This window comes from Kaistia algarum (assembly GCF_026343945.1).
Lineage (GTDB): Bacteria > Pseudomonadota > Alphaproteobacteria > Rhizobiales > Kaistiaceae > Kaistia > Kaistia algarum.
Genome location: NZ_JAPKNJ010000002.1, coordinates 620,007 through 637,998, shown reverse-complemented (window position 1 = coordinate 637,998; position 17,992 = coordinate 620,007). Strand labels below are relative to the sequence as shown.

15 protein-coding genes are annotated in these 17,992 nt (G+C 64.3%); 13 read left to right on the top strand and 2 right to left on the bottom strand.

Annotated elements, in window-relative coordinates:
• Nucleotides 1-166 precede the first annotated feature (166 nt).
• The 5 genes from guaB (at nt 167) to guaA (ending at nt 5,442) form a co-directional block, all read left to right on the top strand.
• Entirely contained in the window at nt 167-1,657 is a 1,491-nt protein-coding gene (guaB, locus tag OSH05_RS16235) for an IMP dehydrogenase (protein ID WP_104219111.1), read from the top strand.
• A 15-nt stretch (nt 1,658-1,672) separates the two neighbouring features.
• On the top strand, nt 1,673-2,077 hold the full coding sequence (locus tag OSH05_RS16230) for an MAPEG family protein (RefSeq protein WP_104219110.1): 405 nt from the start codon (nt 1,673-1,675) through the stop codon (nt 2,075-2,077).
• Between the two features lie 10 nt (nt 2,078-2,087).
• Entirely contained in the window at nt 2,088-3,401 is a 1,314-nt protein-coding gene (locus OSH05_RS16225; protein WP_104219109.1) for an RsmB/NOP family class I SAM-dependent RNA methyltransferase, read from the top strand.
• Between the two features lie 105 nt (nt 3,402-3,506).
• A complete protein-coding gene (locus OSH05_RS16220; RefSeq protein WP_104219108.1) occupies nt 3,507-3,773 on the top strand; it encodes a hypothetical protein in 267 nt (88 codons plus the stop codon).
• Between the two features lie 106 nt (nt 3,774-3,879).
• Complete coding sequence (guaA, locus tag OSH05_RS16215) at nt 3,880-5,442, top strand: glutamine-hydrolyzing GMP synthase (protein ID WP_104219107.1); 1,563 nt, start codon at nt 3,880-3,882, stop codon at nt 5,440-5,442.
• Nucleotides 5,443-5,689: 247 nt separating this feature from the next.
• Here the strand turns inward: guaA and OSH05_RS16210 are convergent, their stop codons facing one another.
• Complete coding sequence (locus tag OSH05_RS16210; protein WP_104219300.1) at nt 5,690-6,340, bottom strand: TetR/AcrR family transcriptional regulator; 651 nt, start codon at nt 6,338-6,340, stop codon at nt 5,690-5,692.
• A gap of 163 nt (nt 6,341-6,503) precedes the next feature.
• On the opposite strand from OSH05_RS16210, the gene OSH05_RS16205 reads away from it, so the two are divergent.
• The 4 genes from OSH05_RS16205 (at nt 6,504) to OSH05_RS16190 (ending at nt 12,418) form a co-directional block, all read left to right on the top strand.
• Complete coding sequence (locus OSH05_RS16205) at nt 6,504-7,001, top strand: hypothetical protein (protein ID WP_133163108.1); 498 nt, start codon at nt 6,504-6,506, stop codon at nt 6,999-7,001.
• 2 nt (nt 7,002-7,003) lie between these two features.
• Entirely contained in the window at nt 7,004-7,627 is a 624-nt protein-coding gene (locus tag OSH05_RS16200; protein WP_104219105.1) for a TetR/AcrR family transcriptional regulator, read from the top strand.
• A 76-nt stretch (nt 7,628-7,703) separates the two neighbouring features.
• Nucleotides 7,704-8,909, top strand: coding sequence for an efflux RND transporter periplasmic adaptor subunit (locus OSH05_RS16195; protein WP_104219104.1), 1,206 nt, complete (start codon nt 7,704-7,706; stop codon nt 8,907-8,909).
• Nucleotides 8,906-12,418, top strand: a complete 3,513-nt coding sequence (locus OSH05_RS16190; RefSeq protein WP_104219103.1) for an efflux RND transporter permease subunit — start codon at nt 8,906-8,908, stop codon at nt 12,416-12,418. The genes OSH05_RS16195 and OSH05_RS16190 overlap by 4 nt, the downstream gene beginning before the upstream one ends.
• Before the next feature lie 50 nt (nt 12,419-12,468).
• On the opposite strand, the gene OSH05_RS16185 is transcribed toward OSH05_RS16190, so the two are convergent.
• The gene (locus OSH05_RS16185) at nt 12,469-13,269 is read right to left on the bottom strand and encodes an IclR family transcriptional regulator (RefSeq protein WP_104219102.1); all 801 of its coding nucleotides are present in this window, start codon (nt 13,267-13,269) and stop codon (nt 12,469-12,471) included.
• Nucleotides 13,270-13,495: 226 nt separating this feature from the next.
• Here OSH05_RS16185 and OSH05_RS16180 point away from each other — a divergent pair, with 226 nt between their 5' ends.
• From OSH05_RS16180 to OSH05_RS16165, 4 genes are read left to right on the top strand one after another with little or no spacing between them, the layout of a single operon-like run.
• A complete protein-coding gene (locus tag OSH05_RS16180; protein ID WP_104219101.1) occupies nt 13,496-14,536 on the top strand; it encodes a substrate-binding domain-containing protein in 1,041 nt (346 codons plus the stop codon).
• Between the two features lie 27 nt (nt 14,537-14,563).
• Entirely contained in the window at nt 14,564-16,066 is a 1,503-nt protein-coding gene (locus tag OSH05_RS16175) for a sugar ABC transporter ATP-binding protein (RefSeq protein ID WP_104219100.1), read from the top strand.
• A complete protein-coding gene (locus OSH05_RS16170; RefSeq protein ID WP_104219099.1) occupies nt 16,063-17,034 on the top strand; it encodes an ABC transporter permease in 972 nt (323 codons plus the stop codon). The genes OSH05_RS16175 and OSH05_RS16170 overlap by 4 nt, the downstream gene beginning before the upstream one ends.
• Complete coding sequence (locus OSH05_RS16165) at nt 17,031-17,990, top strand: ABC transporter permease (RefSeq protein WP_104219098.1); 960 nt, start codon at nt 17,031-17,033, stop codon at nt 17,988-17,990. The genes OSH05_RS16170 and OSH05_RS16165 overlap by 4 nt, the downstream gene beginning before the upstream one ends.
• Nucleotides 17,991-17,992: the final 2 nt, after the last annotated feature.

The following is a 17,992-nucleotide window of genomic DNA, read 5'->3' as shown; positions in this document are numbered from 1 at the left end:
GTGGCCGTCGCTTGAGGCGGGCTCATCCGAACCGGATCGTTCACGATGCGGCTTCCCTGCCGCCGTTCGTCATGATAATGACCCGCGCCAACCTCATTCTTAGCCCCACGACTCGCCGAAGGCCGCATTGACCTCCGGCCGGTCCTTTGCATTTCGAGGAATTGGCATGGCGCAGATCATCGAACTTTCGACCGGGCGGGACGCGCTGACGTTCGACGACGTGTTGCTCCAGCCGGGCCATTCGCTCGTCATGCCCGGCGAGGTCGATGTCAGGACGCGCCTGACCCGCACCATAGAACTCAACATTCCGATCATTTCCTCGGCGATGGACACGGTCACCGAAGGCCGTCTCGCGATCGCCATGGCGCAGGCCGGCGGTCTCGGCGTCATCCATCGCAACCTTTCGCCGGAGCAGCAGGCCGAGGAAGTTCGTCAGGTCAAGAAGTTCGAATCCGGCATGGTGGTCAATCCCGTGACCATCGGCCCCGACGCGACGCTCGCCGAGGCGCTCGCGCTGATGAAGGCGTATCGCATTTCCGGCATTCCCGTCGTTGAAGGCCAGGGCACGCCCGGCCGGCTTGTCGGCATCCTGACCAATCGCGACGTCCGCTTCGCCTCCAATCCGGATCAGCGCGTCTATGAGCTGATGACTCGTGAGAACCTGATCACGGTTCGGGAAGGCGTCAGCCAGCCGGAAGCGAAACGGCTGCTGCATCAGCACCGCATCGAGAAGCTCGTCGTAGTCGACGATTCCTATCGTTGCGTCGGGCTGATTACCGTCAAGGATATGGAAAAGACGCAGCTCCATCCGAACGCCGCCAAGGACGAGCAGGGGCGCCTGCGCGTCGCGGCGGCCACGACGGTGGGCGAGAACGGGATCGAGCGGTCGGAGCGCCTTATCGATGCCGGCGTCGACCTGATCGTCGTCGACACCGCCCACGGCCATTCGCAGCGGGTTCTCGAAGCCGTCGAGCGGGTCAAGAAGCTGTCCAATCGCGTGCAGATCATCGCCGGTAATGTCGCTACCGCCGAAGGCACGCGGGCTCTGATCGACGCGGGCGCCGATGCCGTCAAGATCGGCATCGGGCCGGGCTCCATCTGTACGACACGCATCGTCGCCGGCGTGGGCGTTCCGCAGCTGACCGCCATCATGGAAGCCGTCGCCGTGGCCGACAAGGCCGATGTGCCGATCATCGCCGATGGCGGCATCAAATATTCCGGCGATCTCGCCAAGGCGCTCGCCGCCGGCGCCAGTTGCGCCATGATCGGCTCGCTGCTGGCGGGCACCGAGGAAAGCCCGGGCGAGGTCTATCTTCACCAGGGCCGCTCCTTCAAAGCCTATCGCGGCATGGGCTCGGTCGGCGCAATGGCGCGCGGCTCGGCCGATCGCTATTTCCAGGCGGAAGTCCGCGACACGCTGAAACTCGTGCCCGAGGGCATCGAGGGGCAGGTACCCTATAAGGGGCCGGTTTCGGGGGTGTTGCACCAGCTCGCCGGCGGGCTTCGCGCCGCGATGGGCTATGTCGGCGCCGAAAATCTCGCAGCCTTTCGCGAGCGGGCGCGTTTCGTTCGTATATCGTCTGCGGGTCTGCGCGAAAGCCATACCCATGACGTCACGATCACGCGCGAAAGCCCGAACTACCCGGGCATTGGCTGACATCAACGAGGTTCCATGCTCAAGACCGTCATTTTCTGGCCAGCCATCGCGCAGGTCGCGCTGATCCTTGTCGGGTACGTGTACCTGTTCTGCGCCCGCCTCGCTGCCGTCGGCAGCGGGGCCGTCACCTCTACCGATTTTGCCCCCGGCGAGGAGCCGGCCGAATCGGCGGCGGGCCGGCGGCACCTGGCCAATCAGTTCGAGCTGCCGATGCTCTTTTTTGTCGTCATCGGCTTCCTGTTCCTGATCGACGGCATCTCGATCCTGGAGCTCGCGCTGGCCTGGCTCTTTGTCGCAGCTCGACTGCTGCACACGATCGGCAGCCTGAAGGGCCCTCTGACATTGCGCCATTCGAGCTTCTTTGCTGCTTTCCTGCTTGTCGTCGCGCTTTGGGTGGACCTCGCGATCCGCATCCTTTAGACCGCAGGGCATGATCCCAGTCGCCCGCATCTCCGCCGCCATCGAAATTCTCGACGACATCATCGACCGCCGCCGGCCGGCGGCCGATGCGCTCAAGGACTGGGGCCTCGCCCACCGCTTCGCCGGATCGAAGGATCGCCGCGCGATCGGCGACCTCGTCTTCGACGCGCTCCGGCACAGGAGTTCGTCCGCCTTCGCCGCTGGCGGCGAGGATGGACGCGCCGTCGTGCTCGGGCTCTTCCGTCTCCATCGCGGCCGCTCAATCGAGGATGTCGAGGCGGCCATCCGAGGCGAGCGCTTCGCGCCGGCACCGCTTGACGAGGCCGAGCGCGCGGCGCTTTCCGAAGATCGGATGGCTTCGGCTCCCGAATGGGTGCGCGGCGACTATCCGGAATGGCTGGCGCCGCAACTCCATCGAATCTTTGGCGAGGATGTCATCGCCGAGATGCAGGCTCTGGCCATGCCCGCGCCGCTGGACCTCCGCGTCAACACATTGAAGGCGGAACCCGACCGAGTCGCGGCAGAGCTGGCATCCGAACTCGGCCGTGTGCCGGAGCGGCCAGCCTTGTCGCCGCTCTGCCTGCGCCTGCCGCTGGAGCCCGAGCGCGGCGAGCCGCACATCGCTTCGACGGAGTCGTTTCTGAAAGGCCATATCGAGATCCAGGATCTCGGCAGCCAGCTGGCGGCGGAACTCGCGGGCGCGCAATCGGGTACGCAGGTGCTGGACCTTTGCGCCGGCGGCGGCGGCAAGACGCTCGCACTCGCCGCGGCGATGGGGAACCACGGCCAGATATTCGCCCATGATTCCGATCGCCGCCGTCTCGCCCCGATCCATGATCGCCTCGCGAGAGCAGGTGTCCGCAACGTTCAGGTCCGTACGCCGAAGCCGGGCAGCGACGTGCTCGATGATTTGGAAGGGCGGATGGATCTCGTCCTCGTCGATGCCCCCTGCACGGGCACGGGGACCTGGCGGCGCAATCCCGACGCCAAGTGGCGCATCCGTCCGGGCAGCCTCGGCGACCGCAACAAGGACCAGGACCTCGTCCTCGCGACGGCGGCGCGCTACGTCAAGCCGGGCGGTCGGCTCGCCTATATCACCTGCTCCATGCTGGAGGAGGAGAACAGCGATCGAATTGCCGCTTTCCTCGCTGCCCATTCCGCCTATGTCGTGCGTCCTCCGGCTGCTCTCGTCGATGCCTTCGAGAGTCAGGCCATGATCACCGTCGGCGGCGCGATGCGCCCGCTCGAAACCGGCCTGTTGATGACGCCGCGGATGAGCGGAACCGACGGCTTCTTCCTCTCGGTGCTGGAGCGGCGCGGCTGACGGCTTGTGACCTTTGTCACCCGCGTCATCCGCTCGCCTCGACACCCACCGATCGCGCCGATAGAACGGGCGCGCTTCACAAAGCCAATCCTAGGAGTTGCTACCATGCGCGGGCTCGTCCGGCTGATCATCCTTCTCATCGTCGTTGTCGGCGGATACTGGGCTTATTATGTGTTTGCCTCGGCCGATCCGAATGACAAGTTCGGCGTGATGATCAACGAGAAGCTGCCGCTTTCGGCGCGCGAATATGCCTGCACGAAGCTCAAGGAACGTTTCGGCGACATCAACGCACCGAACGGCTGCGGCGAGTTCGCCGAATGGGCTCCGAAGCCGGTGGCGCCGGCCCCGGCATCCGTGCCTGCGGCGAACTGATCGTTCGAAGCCGGGCAGGGGAGGCGGTTCAGCCCGGAGAAAGATTGCGATTCTCCCGGCTTTCCCTTAACGGGTGGCCTTTCCTCGTTTCGCTGGACCCCTCCCGATGCACGACACCATCCTCATCGTCGATTTCGGCTCCCAGGTGACGCAGCTCATTGCGCGTCGTCTGCGCGAGACGGGTGTTTACTGCGAGATCCACCCCTTCCAGAAGGCGGAAGAGGCTTTCGCGCGGTTGAAGCCAAAGGGCGTGATCCTCTCCGGCAGTCCGGCCAGCACCGGCGACATCGAGGCGCCGTCCGCGCCTGAGAGCGTGTTCGAGGCTTCCGTTCCCGTTCTCGGCATCTGCTACGGTGAGCAGACGATGAGCGCCCAGCTCGGCGGCGCGGTCGAGATCGGCCATCATCGCGAATTTGGCCGTGCCTTCGTCGAGGTGAAAAAGGCCTCGCCCCTGTTCGAAGGCGTCTGGGAGCCGGGCTCGCGCCATCAGGTCTGGATGAGCCATGGTGACAAGATCACGGCAATTCCGGATGGGTTCGAGGTGATCGCCCTCTCCGAAGGCGCTCCCTTCGCGGCGATCGCCAATGAGAAACGCCGTCTCTATGGCGTGCAGTTTCACCCCGAAGTGCTGCACACGCCGGACGGCGGCAAGCTGCTCGCCAATTTCGTCCATCGCATCGTCGGGCTGAAGTCCGACTGGACGATGACCGCTTATCGCGACGAGATGATCGCCAAGATCCGCAGCCAGGTCGGCAAGGGCCGCGTGCTCTGCGCGCTGTCCGGCGGCGTCGATTCGGCCGTTGCCGCCGTGCTGATCCATGAGGCGATCGGCGACCAGCTCACCTGCGTCTATGTCGATCATGGGCTGATGCGTCTCGGTGAGAGCGAGCAGGTCGTCTCCCTGTTCCGCGAGAACTTCAACATCCCGCTCGTCCATGTCGACGCCGCCGATCTTTTCATCGGTGAATTGGAGGGCGTCAGTGACCCCGAGACCAAGCGCAAGATCATCGGCCGCCTGTTCATCGAGGTCTTCGAGCGTGAAGCGAAGAAGATCGCCGAGGATGGCCGCGGCGCGCCCGAATTCCTGGCACAGGGCACGCTCTATCCCGACGTGATCGAGAGCGTCTCCTTCTCCGGCGGCCCCTCGGTGACGATCAAGTCGCACCACAATGTCGGCGGCCTTCCGGCGCGCATGAACATGAAACTGGTCGAGCCGCTGCGCGAACTCTTCAAGGACGAGGTGAGGGCGCTCGGTCGCGAACTCGGCCTGCCAGACTTCTTCGTCGGCCGCCATCCCTTCCCAGGACCCGGCCTCGCCATACGCTGCCCGGGCGGCATTACGCGCGACAAACTGGATATCCTCAGGAAGGCCGACGCGATCTATCTGGACGAGATCCGCAAGGCCGGCCTCTACGACACGATCTGGCAGGCCTTCGCCGTGCTGCTACCCGTGCAGACGGTCGGCGTCATGGGCGACGGCCGAACCTACGACAACGTCTGCGCGCTCCGGGCCGTAACCTCGGTCGACGGCATGACCGCCGACTTCTTCCACTTCGACATGAGCTTCCTGGCCGACGCAGCCACCCGCATCATCAACGAGGTAAAAGGCATCAACCGCGTCGTCTACGACGTGACCAGCAAGCCGCCGGGGACGATCGAGTGGGAATGATTCAGGCCCATCCGAACGCCGGTCTGCGGGAGGTGCGGTTGCGCGGTGTTTCGCAGTCAATCGCGAGCTTATTCGATCAGCTCTAGCCATTTATCCCGCACTTCGTATATAATACGAACGGAAAGATTGACGTCGCGCACCGCTCCACATTTATTGTGGAAAATAAATTGCGTATGAATCTGACGGTAACTGTCGATTTCTTAGTGTTATACTATCTGAAAATTCAAATACTTACCGCTCCAGTTGATCATCGAGTGGGTGACTGTGTGCGCGGGTCGCGAACGATGGCAACGCCGTTCATGACAAGGTCCAGATGGGCCCGAATGTAGGACGGAAGATCGACATCACGGCGACCACCAAAGATGAGCGTCTCCACCATCATGGCAATCACGGGAGCGACCACCACGGGGGCCAAGGCTGCAGGCGCGTTCCGAAACTCGCCCCTCTCGATACCCTCATCAAGCAAAGATTGGGTCAAAGCAAAGAGCGGGCCCACCAGCTTGTCATGATGGGCCTCGACGACCTGGGGAAACCGCGATCCTTCTGATATCACCAAGCGTATCAATTCCCTGGTATGGCGATCGTCGGACACGCGTTCATAAAACAGGAACAAGAGCGACTTAAGGCGAGCGGCGCATGTTCCTTCAAGCGTTAACGAATCGCGCAAAAGGTCTTCCAGAGGCTTCGAGATATAGTCGGCCATGGCCGAAAATAGTTCTTCTTTCGTCGGAAAATAGACGTAGATCGTGCCTTTGGTGACGCCAATGCGTTCCGCAATGTCTTCGACGCGTGTCGCGGTAAATCCATTCGCGACAAACTCCTCGAAGGCCGCATCAAGAATCTGAATCGGCCTAAGGGCCTTCTGCTCGGCGCGGGTCAGCTTATTTGCATTCGACATAGAAATCGCCTGCTTGCTCAAGGCTTGAACCATCATTGACTAACTGGACAGTTGATACCAGTACGACCTTTTCTCGCTCAAGAGGCAACCCGATCGCTCGTTGTCACAGGATCTCTGCCATCACGATCAAGGCCGCCGTCGCGGGAGGTGTTCTGGGGGGCTGATGGCCTTCGTCATGATGGATGGGATCGTGGTCGGCACCGCTCTTACCCCGCTCTTCCTGCTGGCCCTCTATGCGGTCTTGTTCCAGATCCCTCGCGATGAGCTTGAAGAAGCTGCGCAATCGGCCGCGGTCAGCCGTTTGACGTTGGCCTCGCCGCCGAAATGGAACCCTCGATGGAGTTGCTGGCGACATTGCTCGCTTCCGGGTTTTCCGAGTTGCCCGGTGCCGCTTTGGGTTATGCGTTGCGATTGCGGCGTAGTCACTGGAGTGAATTGCCGGACTTCCTTTGATCATCTTTCGACATCATGGAGCGTTGCCGGGTGGAGGGAAATCTGCGGTTTGGACATCGCTGTCGCGACCGCGCCGGATTGGCGCTGCATCCTCGCGGGCCAAGCCATCCGCATGTCACTGTTCAACGGGCTGCTTGACTCTTTCCTCCCGTCTCCCCATTTGTCGCGAGCGAATATTCATTCGCATGGTCGGATCGCGGGTTTTTGAGCATGGCGATAGTTGCGGGTGTCGAGGCGGGGGCGAGGCTGCAGAGTGTCCATGACGCGCGCCGCGCGCAGGTTCTGGATGCCGCGCGGGTGTGCTTCGCGCAGTCCGGTTTTCGCGGTGCGTCGATGCAGGAGATCTGCGCCGAGGCCAAGATGAGCCCCGGCGCGCTCTATCGTTATTTTCCCTCCAAGGAAGCGATCATCGAGGCGATCGCCGAAGACGAGCGCTGCGATGCCGCGGCGATCGTTCAGTTGATGCGCGGAACCGCGCCGCTGATCGACCGCGTGGTCGGCTGCGCACTCGGTTATTTTGCTTTCATGCGCGAGGCTGGCGCCTCCAGCCTGATGGCCGAGATCGGGGCCGAGAGCCTTCGCAACACGGCAATCGGGCAACGCTTCGCGCGCATCGACAATCAGGTCCGCGAAACGATCCGGGAGATCTTCGCCGAGGCGGTGGCTCGGGGCGACATTCCGCCGGTCGACGACATGAATGCGACGATCGGCATGATGATGGCCTCGGTCGACGGTATCGCGCTCCGCCAGATTTCCGATCCGGACCTTACCCCCGCCCGTATTGAACCGGTGTTGCGCCGGATGCTCGCAGGCGTGCTGCAAATTGAAACCTGAACGGGCTCTACGCGGCGCCCTGAAGCGCCGATCCAGCCAATTCCTGAGAAGGCGCCGCCTGCCGCGGTGATAGCCCATGACGTCCTTCCTTCGCTTTGCGGCTTCGACCGCCCTTGCCATCTTCCTCGCTGGATCCGGCGTTGCCGTTCTTGCGACGCCGGCCGCGTTCGGGGCCGAGCCTGCCGCGGCTCCGCCAGCCCTGCCGCCCTCGATCACCGTTGCGCCGGCCGCGCGCGGCGTCGTCGTTGAATCGGAGACGGTGGTCGGCTCGCTGGTGCCGCGCGAGGAAGTGCTGGTCGGCGTCGATCTCGACGGCTACCGACTGACCGAGCTCGATGCGGAGGAGGGCGATACGGTCAAGGCCGGACAGGTGCTCGCCCGCCTCTCGACCGACACGCTGGAAGTGCTGCTCGCCCAGAACGCATCCTCGCTGGCCCGTAATGATGCGGCGATCGCGCAGGCGAAGAGCCAGATCGCCGAAGCTGTAGCAACCGAGGTCGAGGCCAAGGCCTCGCTGGAGCGCGGTGCTTCGCTGCAGGAGAAGGGCTTCGCTTCGGCTAGCGTGCTCGACCAGCGCCGCTCGCTGGCCGGTGCCGCTTCTGCTCGCCGCGCCGCCGCGGAGCAGGGCCTTGCCGTCGCCCAGGCCGACAAGACCCTGACCGAGGCGCTCCGCCGCGAACTGGAGCTCCGCCTGTCGAAGACCGAGATCAAGGCGCCGACGGACGGCATCGTGCTGTCGCGCAATGCCCGCATCGGCGCCATCGTCTCGGGGGCCGGCGAGCCGCTGTTCCGCATTGCCGAGGACGGCGCCATCGAACTCGAGGCCCAGGTGCCAGAGACGGCGCTGTCGCGCATTGCGATTGGCCAGCTTGTGACCATCCACTCGGCCGGCTCCGACGCCGTGATCGAAGGCAAGGTCCGTCTGGTCGCCCCGCGCATCGATGCGGCGACCCGGCTGGGGCGCGTCCGGATCGCCCTGCCGGCAGGGGTCAAGGTCAATGCCGGCGCCTTTGCCCGCGGCACGATCGAAGTCGCGCGGCACGAGGGCGTGACGCTGCCGCAATCGGCGATCGTCACCGTCGCCGGCAAGCCGACGGCGCAGGTGGTGGTGGACAGCAAGGTCCAGACGCGGCCGCTCGAGATCGGCATATCCGGCGGCGGAGTCGTCGAGATCCTTTCCGGTGTCGCCGAGGGCGATAGCGTCATCCTGCGCGCCGGCACCTTCGTGCGCGACGGCGACGAGGTAACGCCGGTTGCGGCGGTTCAGGGAGCGAAGGGATGAACTGGAACTTCTCTGCCTGGGCGATCCGCAATCCGGTTCCGCCGATCCTGCTCTTCGTCGTGCTGATGGCGCTGGGGCTCTATTCCTTCGCCCATCTCCCGATCACCAAGTTCCCCAACATCGACGTCCCGGTCATCGCCGTGACGGTGACCGATGTCGGCTCGGCTCCGGCGGAGCTGGAAACGCAGATCTCCAAGAAGGTCGAGGATGCGATCGCCGGAATTTCCGGCGTCAAGCATGTCACCTCGACGATCACGGATGGCTCCTCGACCACGGCGGTCGAGTTCCGTCTTGAGATCAATACCGATCGCGCGCTCAACGACGTCAAGGACGCGATGGCCAAGATCCGCGGCGATCTGCCAGGTTCGATCGACGAGCCGATCGTCCAGCGTATCGACGTCGAGGGTCAATCGATCCAGACCTATGCCGTGACGGCGCCGACGATGACGCCCGAACAACTCTCCTGGTTCGTCGACGACACGATCATTCGCGATCTCCAGGGACTGAAGGGCGTCGGCCGGGTCGAGCGCATGGGCGGCGTCACCCGCGAGATCCAGGTGCGGCTCGATCCGGACCGGCTGATGGCGCTCGGCGTCACCGCCGCGGAGGTCAGCCGCCAGCTCAAGGCCACCAATGTTGATCTCTCGGGCGGCAAAGCCGAAGTGGGCGGCCAGGAGCAGACGATCCGAACGCTCGCCAATGCCGGCAATCTCGACGATCTGGCTTCGACCCGGATCGTCCTGAGCGGTGGTCGCGAGGTGCGGCTTTCCGATCTTGGCGTCGTCATCGATGGATATCAGGAGCCGAAATCCTATGCGCGCCTCGATGGCAAGCCGGTCGTCGCCTTCGCGATCTACCGCGCCAAGGGGGCCAGCGATGCCTCGGTCTCCGACGTCGTCAAGGCTGAGGTGGACAAGCTGCAGCTCGCGCATCCCGATGTCGGCTTCACGCGCATCGACGACAGCGTCTACTACACCTATGGCAATTATCAGAGCGCGATGGATACGCTTGTCGAGGGCGCCCTGCTGGCGATTCTCGTCGTGCTCATCTTCCTGCGCGACATCCGTGCGACACTGATCGCCGCCGTCGCTCTGCCGCTCTCGGCGATCCCGACCTTCTGGGCGCTGTCGATGCTGGGCTTCTCGCTCAACCTGATCAGCCTGCTCGGCATCACGCTCGTCACCGGCATTCTCGTCGATGATGCAATCGTCGAGATCGAGAACATCGTTCGCCATATCCGCATGGGCAAGAAGCCTTACAAGGCGGCGCTGGAAGCGGCTGACGAGATCGGCCTCGCGGTTATCGCCATCTCGGCGACGATCATCGCCATCTTCGCGCCCGTCTCGTTCATGGGCGGCGTCGCCGGCCAGTATTTCAAGCAGTTCGGCCTCACCGTCGCGATCGCGGTGTTCTTCTCGCTATTGGTGGCGCGCCTGATCACGCCAATGATGGCGGCGTTCTTCATGCGGGTGCCCTATGCGGGCGATGGCAGCGACGGCAGAAAGATCTATCGCGGCGTCTGGTCGACGCTGCGTCGCCGGCTGAGCGGCTTTGCCATGCTCGGCATCCTGTTTGTTGCCGGCTTGATGCTGGTGGAAAGCGCCGGTCCCGCCGCGTCGTGGTGGGCGCCGCTTGTTTCGATTGACGCTTTGGCGGAACGGATGGCCGGCTATGGCTGGCCGCTGGTGATTGGCGGCACGCTGGCCGTCGTTCTGGTCGTGGCGTTGTTTACCACCTGGCTCGGCCGGCCGCATCCGGAAGAGCACGAAGACGGCTTCATCATGCGGCTCTATACGGGGTTGCTCCGCATCACGCTGTGGCGGCCGCGCCTTCGCGTGCCGTTGGTCCGACATGTCGTGGATGGCGAGAGGCAGCCGGTGCATGTGCGCTTTCCGGTCATGCCGCTGGTGACGATCGCGGCCGGCGTTGGCTTCTTCCTCGTCTCCATGAGCGCTACGAAATATCTGCCGACTGGCTTCATTCCGCCCGTTGACGAGGGCCGGATCGTGACCTCGGTCGAGCTGCCCCCCGGTGCCCGTCTCGATGAGACCGAGCGGGTCAGCGACGCGATTTCGGCGAAGCTCGGCAAGATCGAGGGCGTCGAAAGCGTCTTCGTCATGGGCGGAACTTCGCCGACGGGCACGCTCGAAAAGCGCCGCGCCACCGTCATCCTCAACCTGACGCCGAAGGAGAGCGGTCGTCCCGCCCAGAAGGACCTGCAGTTCATCGTGCAGGACGCGCTTGCCGGCATTCCCGACATCCGCGCGTTCTTCATGAACGAGCGCGGCGACCGAGAAGCGACCGTCGGCATTCTCGGCCGCGATGGCGACGCCGTCGCGGCGGCCGCCGGCGATCTGGAAGCGGCCATGCGCAAGGATCCGATCTTCTCCAATCCGGCGGCTCAGGCCTCCTTCGCGCGGCCGGAGATCCGCATCAACCCGAAGGCCGATCAGGCGGCGGATCTCGGCATTTCCACCGCCTCGATCTCCGAGACGGTTCGGGTCGCGACCATGGGCGATGCCGACAGCCAACTGGCGAAGTTCACGGTCGGCGATCGCCGGATACCGATCCGCGTCGAATTGAAAGAGGGGTCGCGCGGCGATCTCAACCTGCTCTCGGCACTCCGGGTCCCGACCGGTTCAGGCGGCTCGGTGCCGCTTTCGACGGTTGCCGATATCGGGTTCGGCCAGGGTCCCTCGACCATCGAACGCTATGATCGCGAGCGGCTGATCAAGGTCGGTACCGACATGGCTCCGGGCTACACATCGGGGCAGGGGATCGAGCGCATCCAGGCTCTGCCCGCGGTCAAGGCGTTCCCGCCGGGCGTCCGCATTCAGGAAACCGGAGACGCCGAGATCCAGGGCGAGGTTTTCTCGGGCTTTGCCGTCGCGATGGGCTCCGGCATCATGATGGTGTTCGTGGTTCTGATCCTGCTGTTCAACAGCGTGATCCAGCCGATCACGATCCTCGCCTCCTTGCCGCTTTCGGTCGGCGGCGTGGTGGCCGCGCTGCTTCTCACCAACAACGCGCTGTCCATGCCGGTTATCATCGGCATCCTGATGCTGATGGGCATCGTTACCAAGAACGCGATCATGCTGGTCGACTTCGCCGTCGAGCGCGAGAAGCACGGCATGGAGCAGACCGAGGCGGTGATCGACGCCGGACGCAAGCGCGCCCGTCCGATCGTGATGACCACCATCGCCATGGCTGCCGGCATGCTGCCGGCCGCTTACGGGGTAGGGCAGGGCGGCGAGTTCCGTTCGCCGATGGCGATCGCCGTGATCGGTGGCCTGCTCGTTTCGACGGTGCTGTCGCTTGTCTTCATCCCGTCGGTCTATTCGGTCATGGACGACGTCTCTCGCGGCATTTCGGGGCTGTTCCGCTGGCTCGTGCACCCCAACGCCAGCGATGAGGCGGCCAGCGCCGGTCCGCATGACGTGAAGAGCAACGTGGCCCAAGAGAAGGATCGGCGGGAGGTGGGCGAGTCGATGCGGATCGCGGCGGAGTAGTCGCAGCGGCTTCGCACTCTCAGACGTCGCTTCGGATCTATGGGCGGCGCTCAGCCTTGGTCGAGTGATAGCCCCGCGCTTGTCCTGAGGAGCTTCTTCAGAAGCTCCTCGCGGCGCGAGGGTGGCGTTTCCATGGGAAGAACCAGGCAGAGCGTCTTCCCGGCGATGCCATGCCCGTCGCGGATGGGGGCGGCCATGCACCAGGTGAAGCGATCGGCGAGCCCGGTCGTCTCGCAGTATCCGTCGCGGCGAGCCTTCGCGACGTCCTCCAGAAAGCCGGCTATGGACAATTCGCGTCCATCCGGAAGCACAAAATCCTCCGGCGGGATGAAATCGAGGATCTCGCGCTCGCTCAGATGAGCAAGCAGCAGCCGTCCCGACGCCGTCCACGGTATAGGCACCTCGGCGCCGACATCGCTCGTGATGCGGAATGGACCCGGTCCGTCGCGCGAATCGAGGACGATGTATTTGTTGCCGCGCAGGCCGCAGACCTGCGTCGTCGCCAGGACTTCGCCCGACAGGCGATCCATGGCTTCGACAATGCGCCGGTAGTGGGCATTGTGATGGCTGTAGGCCCAGCCGAAGAGGTGCATGGCGCGGCCGAAATAGACATGGCCCTCGGTTCCGACCACCTCGAGCATCTCCGCTTCGATCAGCCGGTTGACGATCTCATAGGTCGTCGAGCGCGGTGCGCCGATCATGCGCGCGATATCGCCGGCCTTCATCGGGGCCCTGTGCCGCAGCAGCGCCTCCAGCAGGATGATCACCCGGTCAATCCCGCGGCGGCGATCTCCACCTTTGCCGTCGGCCACAGTCGCCCCGCCATCCGCCATTTGAACCTCTTCTCCCATGATTTAATCCGGACCCAGAACCAATCATCCGGCCTCTTGCGGAAAAATCAGGTCAGTTCTAGCATTCCTTTTGTCCGAAATACGGGTCTCGTGTCCAGTATTTCGGACTAACAAAGGCGACGGCTGGACAGGCATGGATTGCGCGATTGAACCGTCCACGGATGGACGCAGATCCCTCGCTCGCTCCCGCTGGACAACGTCAAGACAACCACCAGAGGGACCTGCCATGTTGAACAATACCCGGTTCGCGGCGGCCAGCGCGCTTTGCGTAGGCCTTCTCCTCGGCGTTACGCAAGCCAACGCCGCCGCCAAGTGCATCAACGGCGAACGCAAGCCGCCCTATACGATCGGCTGGGCGAATATCTACTCGGTCCCAACCTGGATGAAGCAGACCCAGGGCACGATCGAGAAGGAAGTCGAGGAGCTGAAGAAGCAGGGCCTCGTCGACAAGCTCGTCGTGACCGACGCGCAGGGCGACGCCAATATCCAGATCCAGCAGATCCAGTCGATGATCGACAGCGACATCGATGCGATCATCCTGATCGCTGGCTCGTCGACCGCGCCGGCCCGCGTTCTCGCCGATGCCTGCGCGAAAGGCATCGCCATCATCAATTTCGACAGCCTCGTCGACACCGATCAGGTGACGGCCAAGGTCAATACCGACTCGGCCGAGTGGGGCGCGAGCGCCGCGAAATTCGTCGTCGACTCGATCGGCGGCAAGGGCAACATCATCGTCCTCAACGGTCCTGCCGGCATCTCCGTCAGTGATGATCGCCGCAAGGGCGCAACGCCGGTGCTGGCTGCGCATCCGGACGTCAAAATTCTGGCCGAGACCAATACCGCCTACAACACCGCGCCCGCGCAGGAAGCGGTGACGAGCCTTCTGTTCGCCAACCCGGAGATCGACGGCGTGCTGTCGCTGGGCGGCGCCCTTTCCGCCGGTGCGATCCTCGCCTTCGACAAGCAGGGCCGCCCGATGGTTCCGATGTCGGGCGAGAATGCCCGCCAGTTCCTGGAACTGTGGAAGGAGAAGGACCTCAAGGCCTGGGCGACGATGCAGCCGAACTGGCTGGGGGCTTTCGCGGCCTATGCGGCCGTGCAGGCGCTCCAGGGCAAGGACGTGCCGGCCTTCGTTAAGGTGCCGCTGCCGATCATCGACAATTCCAACATCGACGAGTATCTGGCCCGGGCCGCCGACTTCCCGGCCGATGGCTATATCTACTCGCCCTACGATCAGGCGCTGTTCGACAAGCTCCTGGCCCAGTAGCGTCCGCGAATAGCAGGGATCGACGGGATGTCGTCACCGATCCTGGCGGCGCGCGGGGTATCGAAGGCCTTCTTCGGCAATCTCGTGCTCCGCGACGTCTCCATCTCGCTTGAGCCGGGCCGCGTTCACGCGCTGCTCGGTGAGAACGGGGCCGGCAAATCGACTTTGATCAGCCTGCTTTCGGGCGCTCACCGTCCCGATGGCGGCGTGATTGAAATCGATGGCCGGCCGATCCCGCGTCTTTCGCCCGCCGACGCAAGGCGGGCGGGGATCGCGGTGGTACAGCAGGAACTGAGCCTTACCAGCGACCTTTCTATTGCCGAGAACATCGGCCTTGGCGATTACCCGAGGCGTTGGGGTTGTATTGACTATGGCGAACTCGCTCGAAGAGCCCAGGTCGCCTGCGACCTTGTCGGACTGGACGAACCGCTTTCGCTCCCGGTCAGCCAGCTCTCGCTCGGGCGACGGCAGATGGTGGAGATCGCCAAGGCCCTCTACCGGAAGCCGCGTGTTCTTATTCTCGACGAGCCGACTTCCTCGCTTTCGGCGCATGAGACGAAGGCGCTGATGAACGTGCTGGGTCGGCTTCAGTCCGAGGGCATTGCCATCCTCTATATTTCTCATCGTCTCAACGAGGTGATGGATTTGTGCGAATACGTCACCGTTCTCAAGGACGGCGTTCGCACTGCCGATCGTACCCTGGAAGGGATCGATGGTCCGGGACTTGTGCGGCTGATGGTTGGACGCGATCCCGGCGATCTCTTTCCGCATTGGCAGCCCACCGCCGATCGTCCGCCGGTCGTATCCGTCACCGGTCTGACGGCCGGCATGATGCACGGCGTGGATATCGAGCTTCGCGCGGGCGAAGTCTTCGGCATCGGCGGGCTGGTCGGGCAGGGGCAGGAGGATCTGCTTCTGGGCCTCTGCGGAGCCATTCCCGCCAAGGCCGTGGCGGCGACGATCAATGGCAGCGCGGGTCTCGCCGGAAGCGTCACCAAGGCCAACGGGCTCGGCATCGCCTATGTCGCCGCCGATCGGAAGCGCGAGAGCCTGCATCTGACACACTCGATCGTCACCAATCTCATGCTGCCGGGTTTTGCCCGCGTCGCGGGCCTCTCGCGGCGCGATCGCCCGCGCGAGCGCAAGGTTTCCGCTGAACTGGCCGCCTTGCTCGGCATCAAGGGGGACCTTTCCCGTCCGGTCCAGGCGCTCTCCGGCGGCAATCAGCAGAAGGTGGCGCTCGCCAAATGGATGCCGCTCGATCCGAAAATTCTCCTGCTCAACGATCCGACGCGCGGTGTCGATGTCGAGACGAAGCGCGAGATCTACGCGATGCTTCGCCAGTTCGCCGCCGAGGGCAAGGCCGTGGTTCTGCTGAGCTCGGACACGCCCGAACTGGTGCATCTGTGTGACCGCGTCGCCGTCGTGCGCGAGGGTCGCATCGCGGCGCTGCTGGAGCAGCAGGACCTGAGCGAGGAAGCGATCGTGGCCGCGGCGATGAGCGCTACGGAAGGGAGAGTGGCGGCATGAGCGAGGCGATATCGTCCGCGCGCCCCTCCGGTGCCGCTCTATACTGGGCGGTCCAGCTTCGGCGCAACCGGGGTGTCCGCGTACTCTTCGGTGTCGATGCGCTGCTTCTTATTGCTTACGCCTTTCTTTTTCCCGGCCTTCTCACCTTGAGCGGCTTCGCCAAGTTCACGCAAAGCTGGTTTCCCCTGGCCCTCGTCGCCATGTCGCAGGCCGTCCTGATGCTGGCCGGCGGCATCAGCCTGGCGATAGGTGCCAGCGTCAGCCTTGGCGCCGTGATCGCGGCGACGACCATGGCTGGTCCCTTCGGCGTTGTGGGCGGTACGGCCGTCGTCGTCCTTTCCGGCCTCGTCATCGGCGCCGCAACCGGGGGAATCGTGGTGAAGCTGCGCCTCCCGGCCATCGTCGTGACGCTGGCGGGATCATTCATCATCGGCGGCGCGGCGCTGCTCGTCTTGCCCCGGCCGGGCGGGGCGATACCGGCCTGGCTGTCTGACCTGCTCGCCGGCAATCTACCCGTCGCGTTCGGACTTCTGGTCGTCATCGCGCTGCTCTGGAAGCTCTATCTCGCAACGCCGCTCGGGCTCAGCCTCTATGCGGCCGGCGAGAATCCGGTCGGGGCCTTTCGGTCGGGCGTGTCCGTCGATGCTGCCCGCATCGCGGCCTTCGCGATCAGCGGCGTCCTCGCCGCTCTCGCCGGCCTCTTCGTCGCGGCGCAGACCGGCTCCGGCGATCCATTGATCGGCCAGGCCTTCACGCTCAATTCGATCGCAGCCGCGGTTCTCGGCGGTATCGGCTTTCTCGGCGGGCGCGGCACGATGCGCGGGGCTCTGGCGGGGAGCCTTCTCCTCAGCGTCATGATCAACGTCATGTTCTTCCTCGGCTTCACGCCCGTCGCGCAATATATCGCGCAGGGTCTGATCATCATCGGGGCCGTCGCAATTCCCCAGATTCGCGAGAGGCTGGCATGAGCGCTACCGCTGCTCTTCGTGTGAAGTCGATCGTCACCAGTCGCCCGTTCCTGACGGTCCTTGTCGTCGCGATCGTCTGGATCGGGGCCAGCTTCGCCAGCCGCGGCTTCGGCGCCTATGGTCATTTGCGCTATATCGTCGAACTGGCCGCTGTGATCGGCCTCGTGGCGGCGGGGCAGACCTTCGTGGTGATCGCCGGCGGCATCGACCTTTCGGTCGGCGCGATCGTCACCGTCAGCGCGGTCGGGCTGCCGCTGCTCTCCATGGACGCCGATCCGACCGGCGTTTCGGCGATCGTCATCATTCTCGCCTGCACGACCGCGATCGGCTTCGTGAACGGCGTCGGCGTCGCCTGGCTGCGCGTGCATCCGATGATCATGACGCTCGCCATGGCGACGTTCCTGCAAGGGCTGCTCATCATCATCGCCGGAGGCAGTGCCGTTTCGGCTCACAATCCACTGGTCGCCTGGCTCGGCAATGCACGGCCGCTTGGCATCCCGGCCGGCATCTGGATGTGGCTCGTCGTCTCGGTCGGCGCACTCTACATCCTGCACGCCACCCCATTCGGCGCGCGCCTCTTCGCGCTTGGCGCCAACCCGGTGGCGACGCAGCTTTCCGGCGTTGACGTGCCGGCGACGACCATGGCTGTCTATGCGATCAGCGGCCTCCTGTCGGGGCTGGCGGGCGTGCTGGCGCTTGGCATGAACGGACAGGGCTATGTCGGGATCGGCGATCCCTATCTGCTCGCCTCGATCGCCGCCGTCGTTCTTGGCGGCACTTCGATCCTCGGCGGGTCGGGCACCTATGCCGGAACGATTCCCGGCGCCGTCCTGCTCGTGACGATCACGGCGTTGATCACCGTAGTGAATGCCTCGCCGGGCTGGCGAAGCATTCTGTTTGGCTCGCTGATCCTCATCCTGTTGCTGCTATCCGGCCGCGAGGCCGCTCGCCGCTGAGG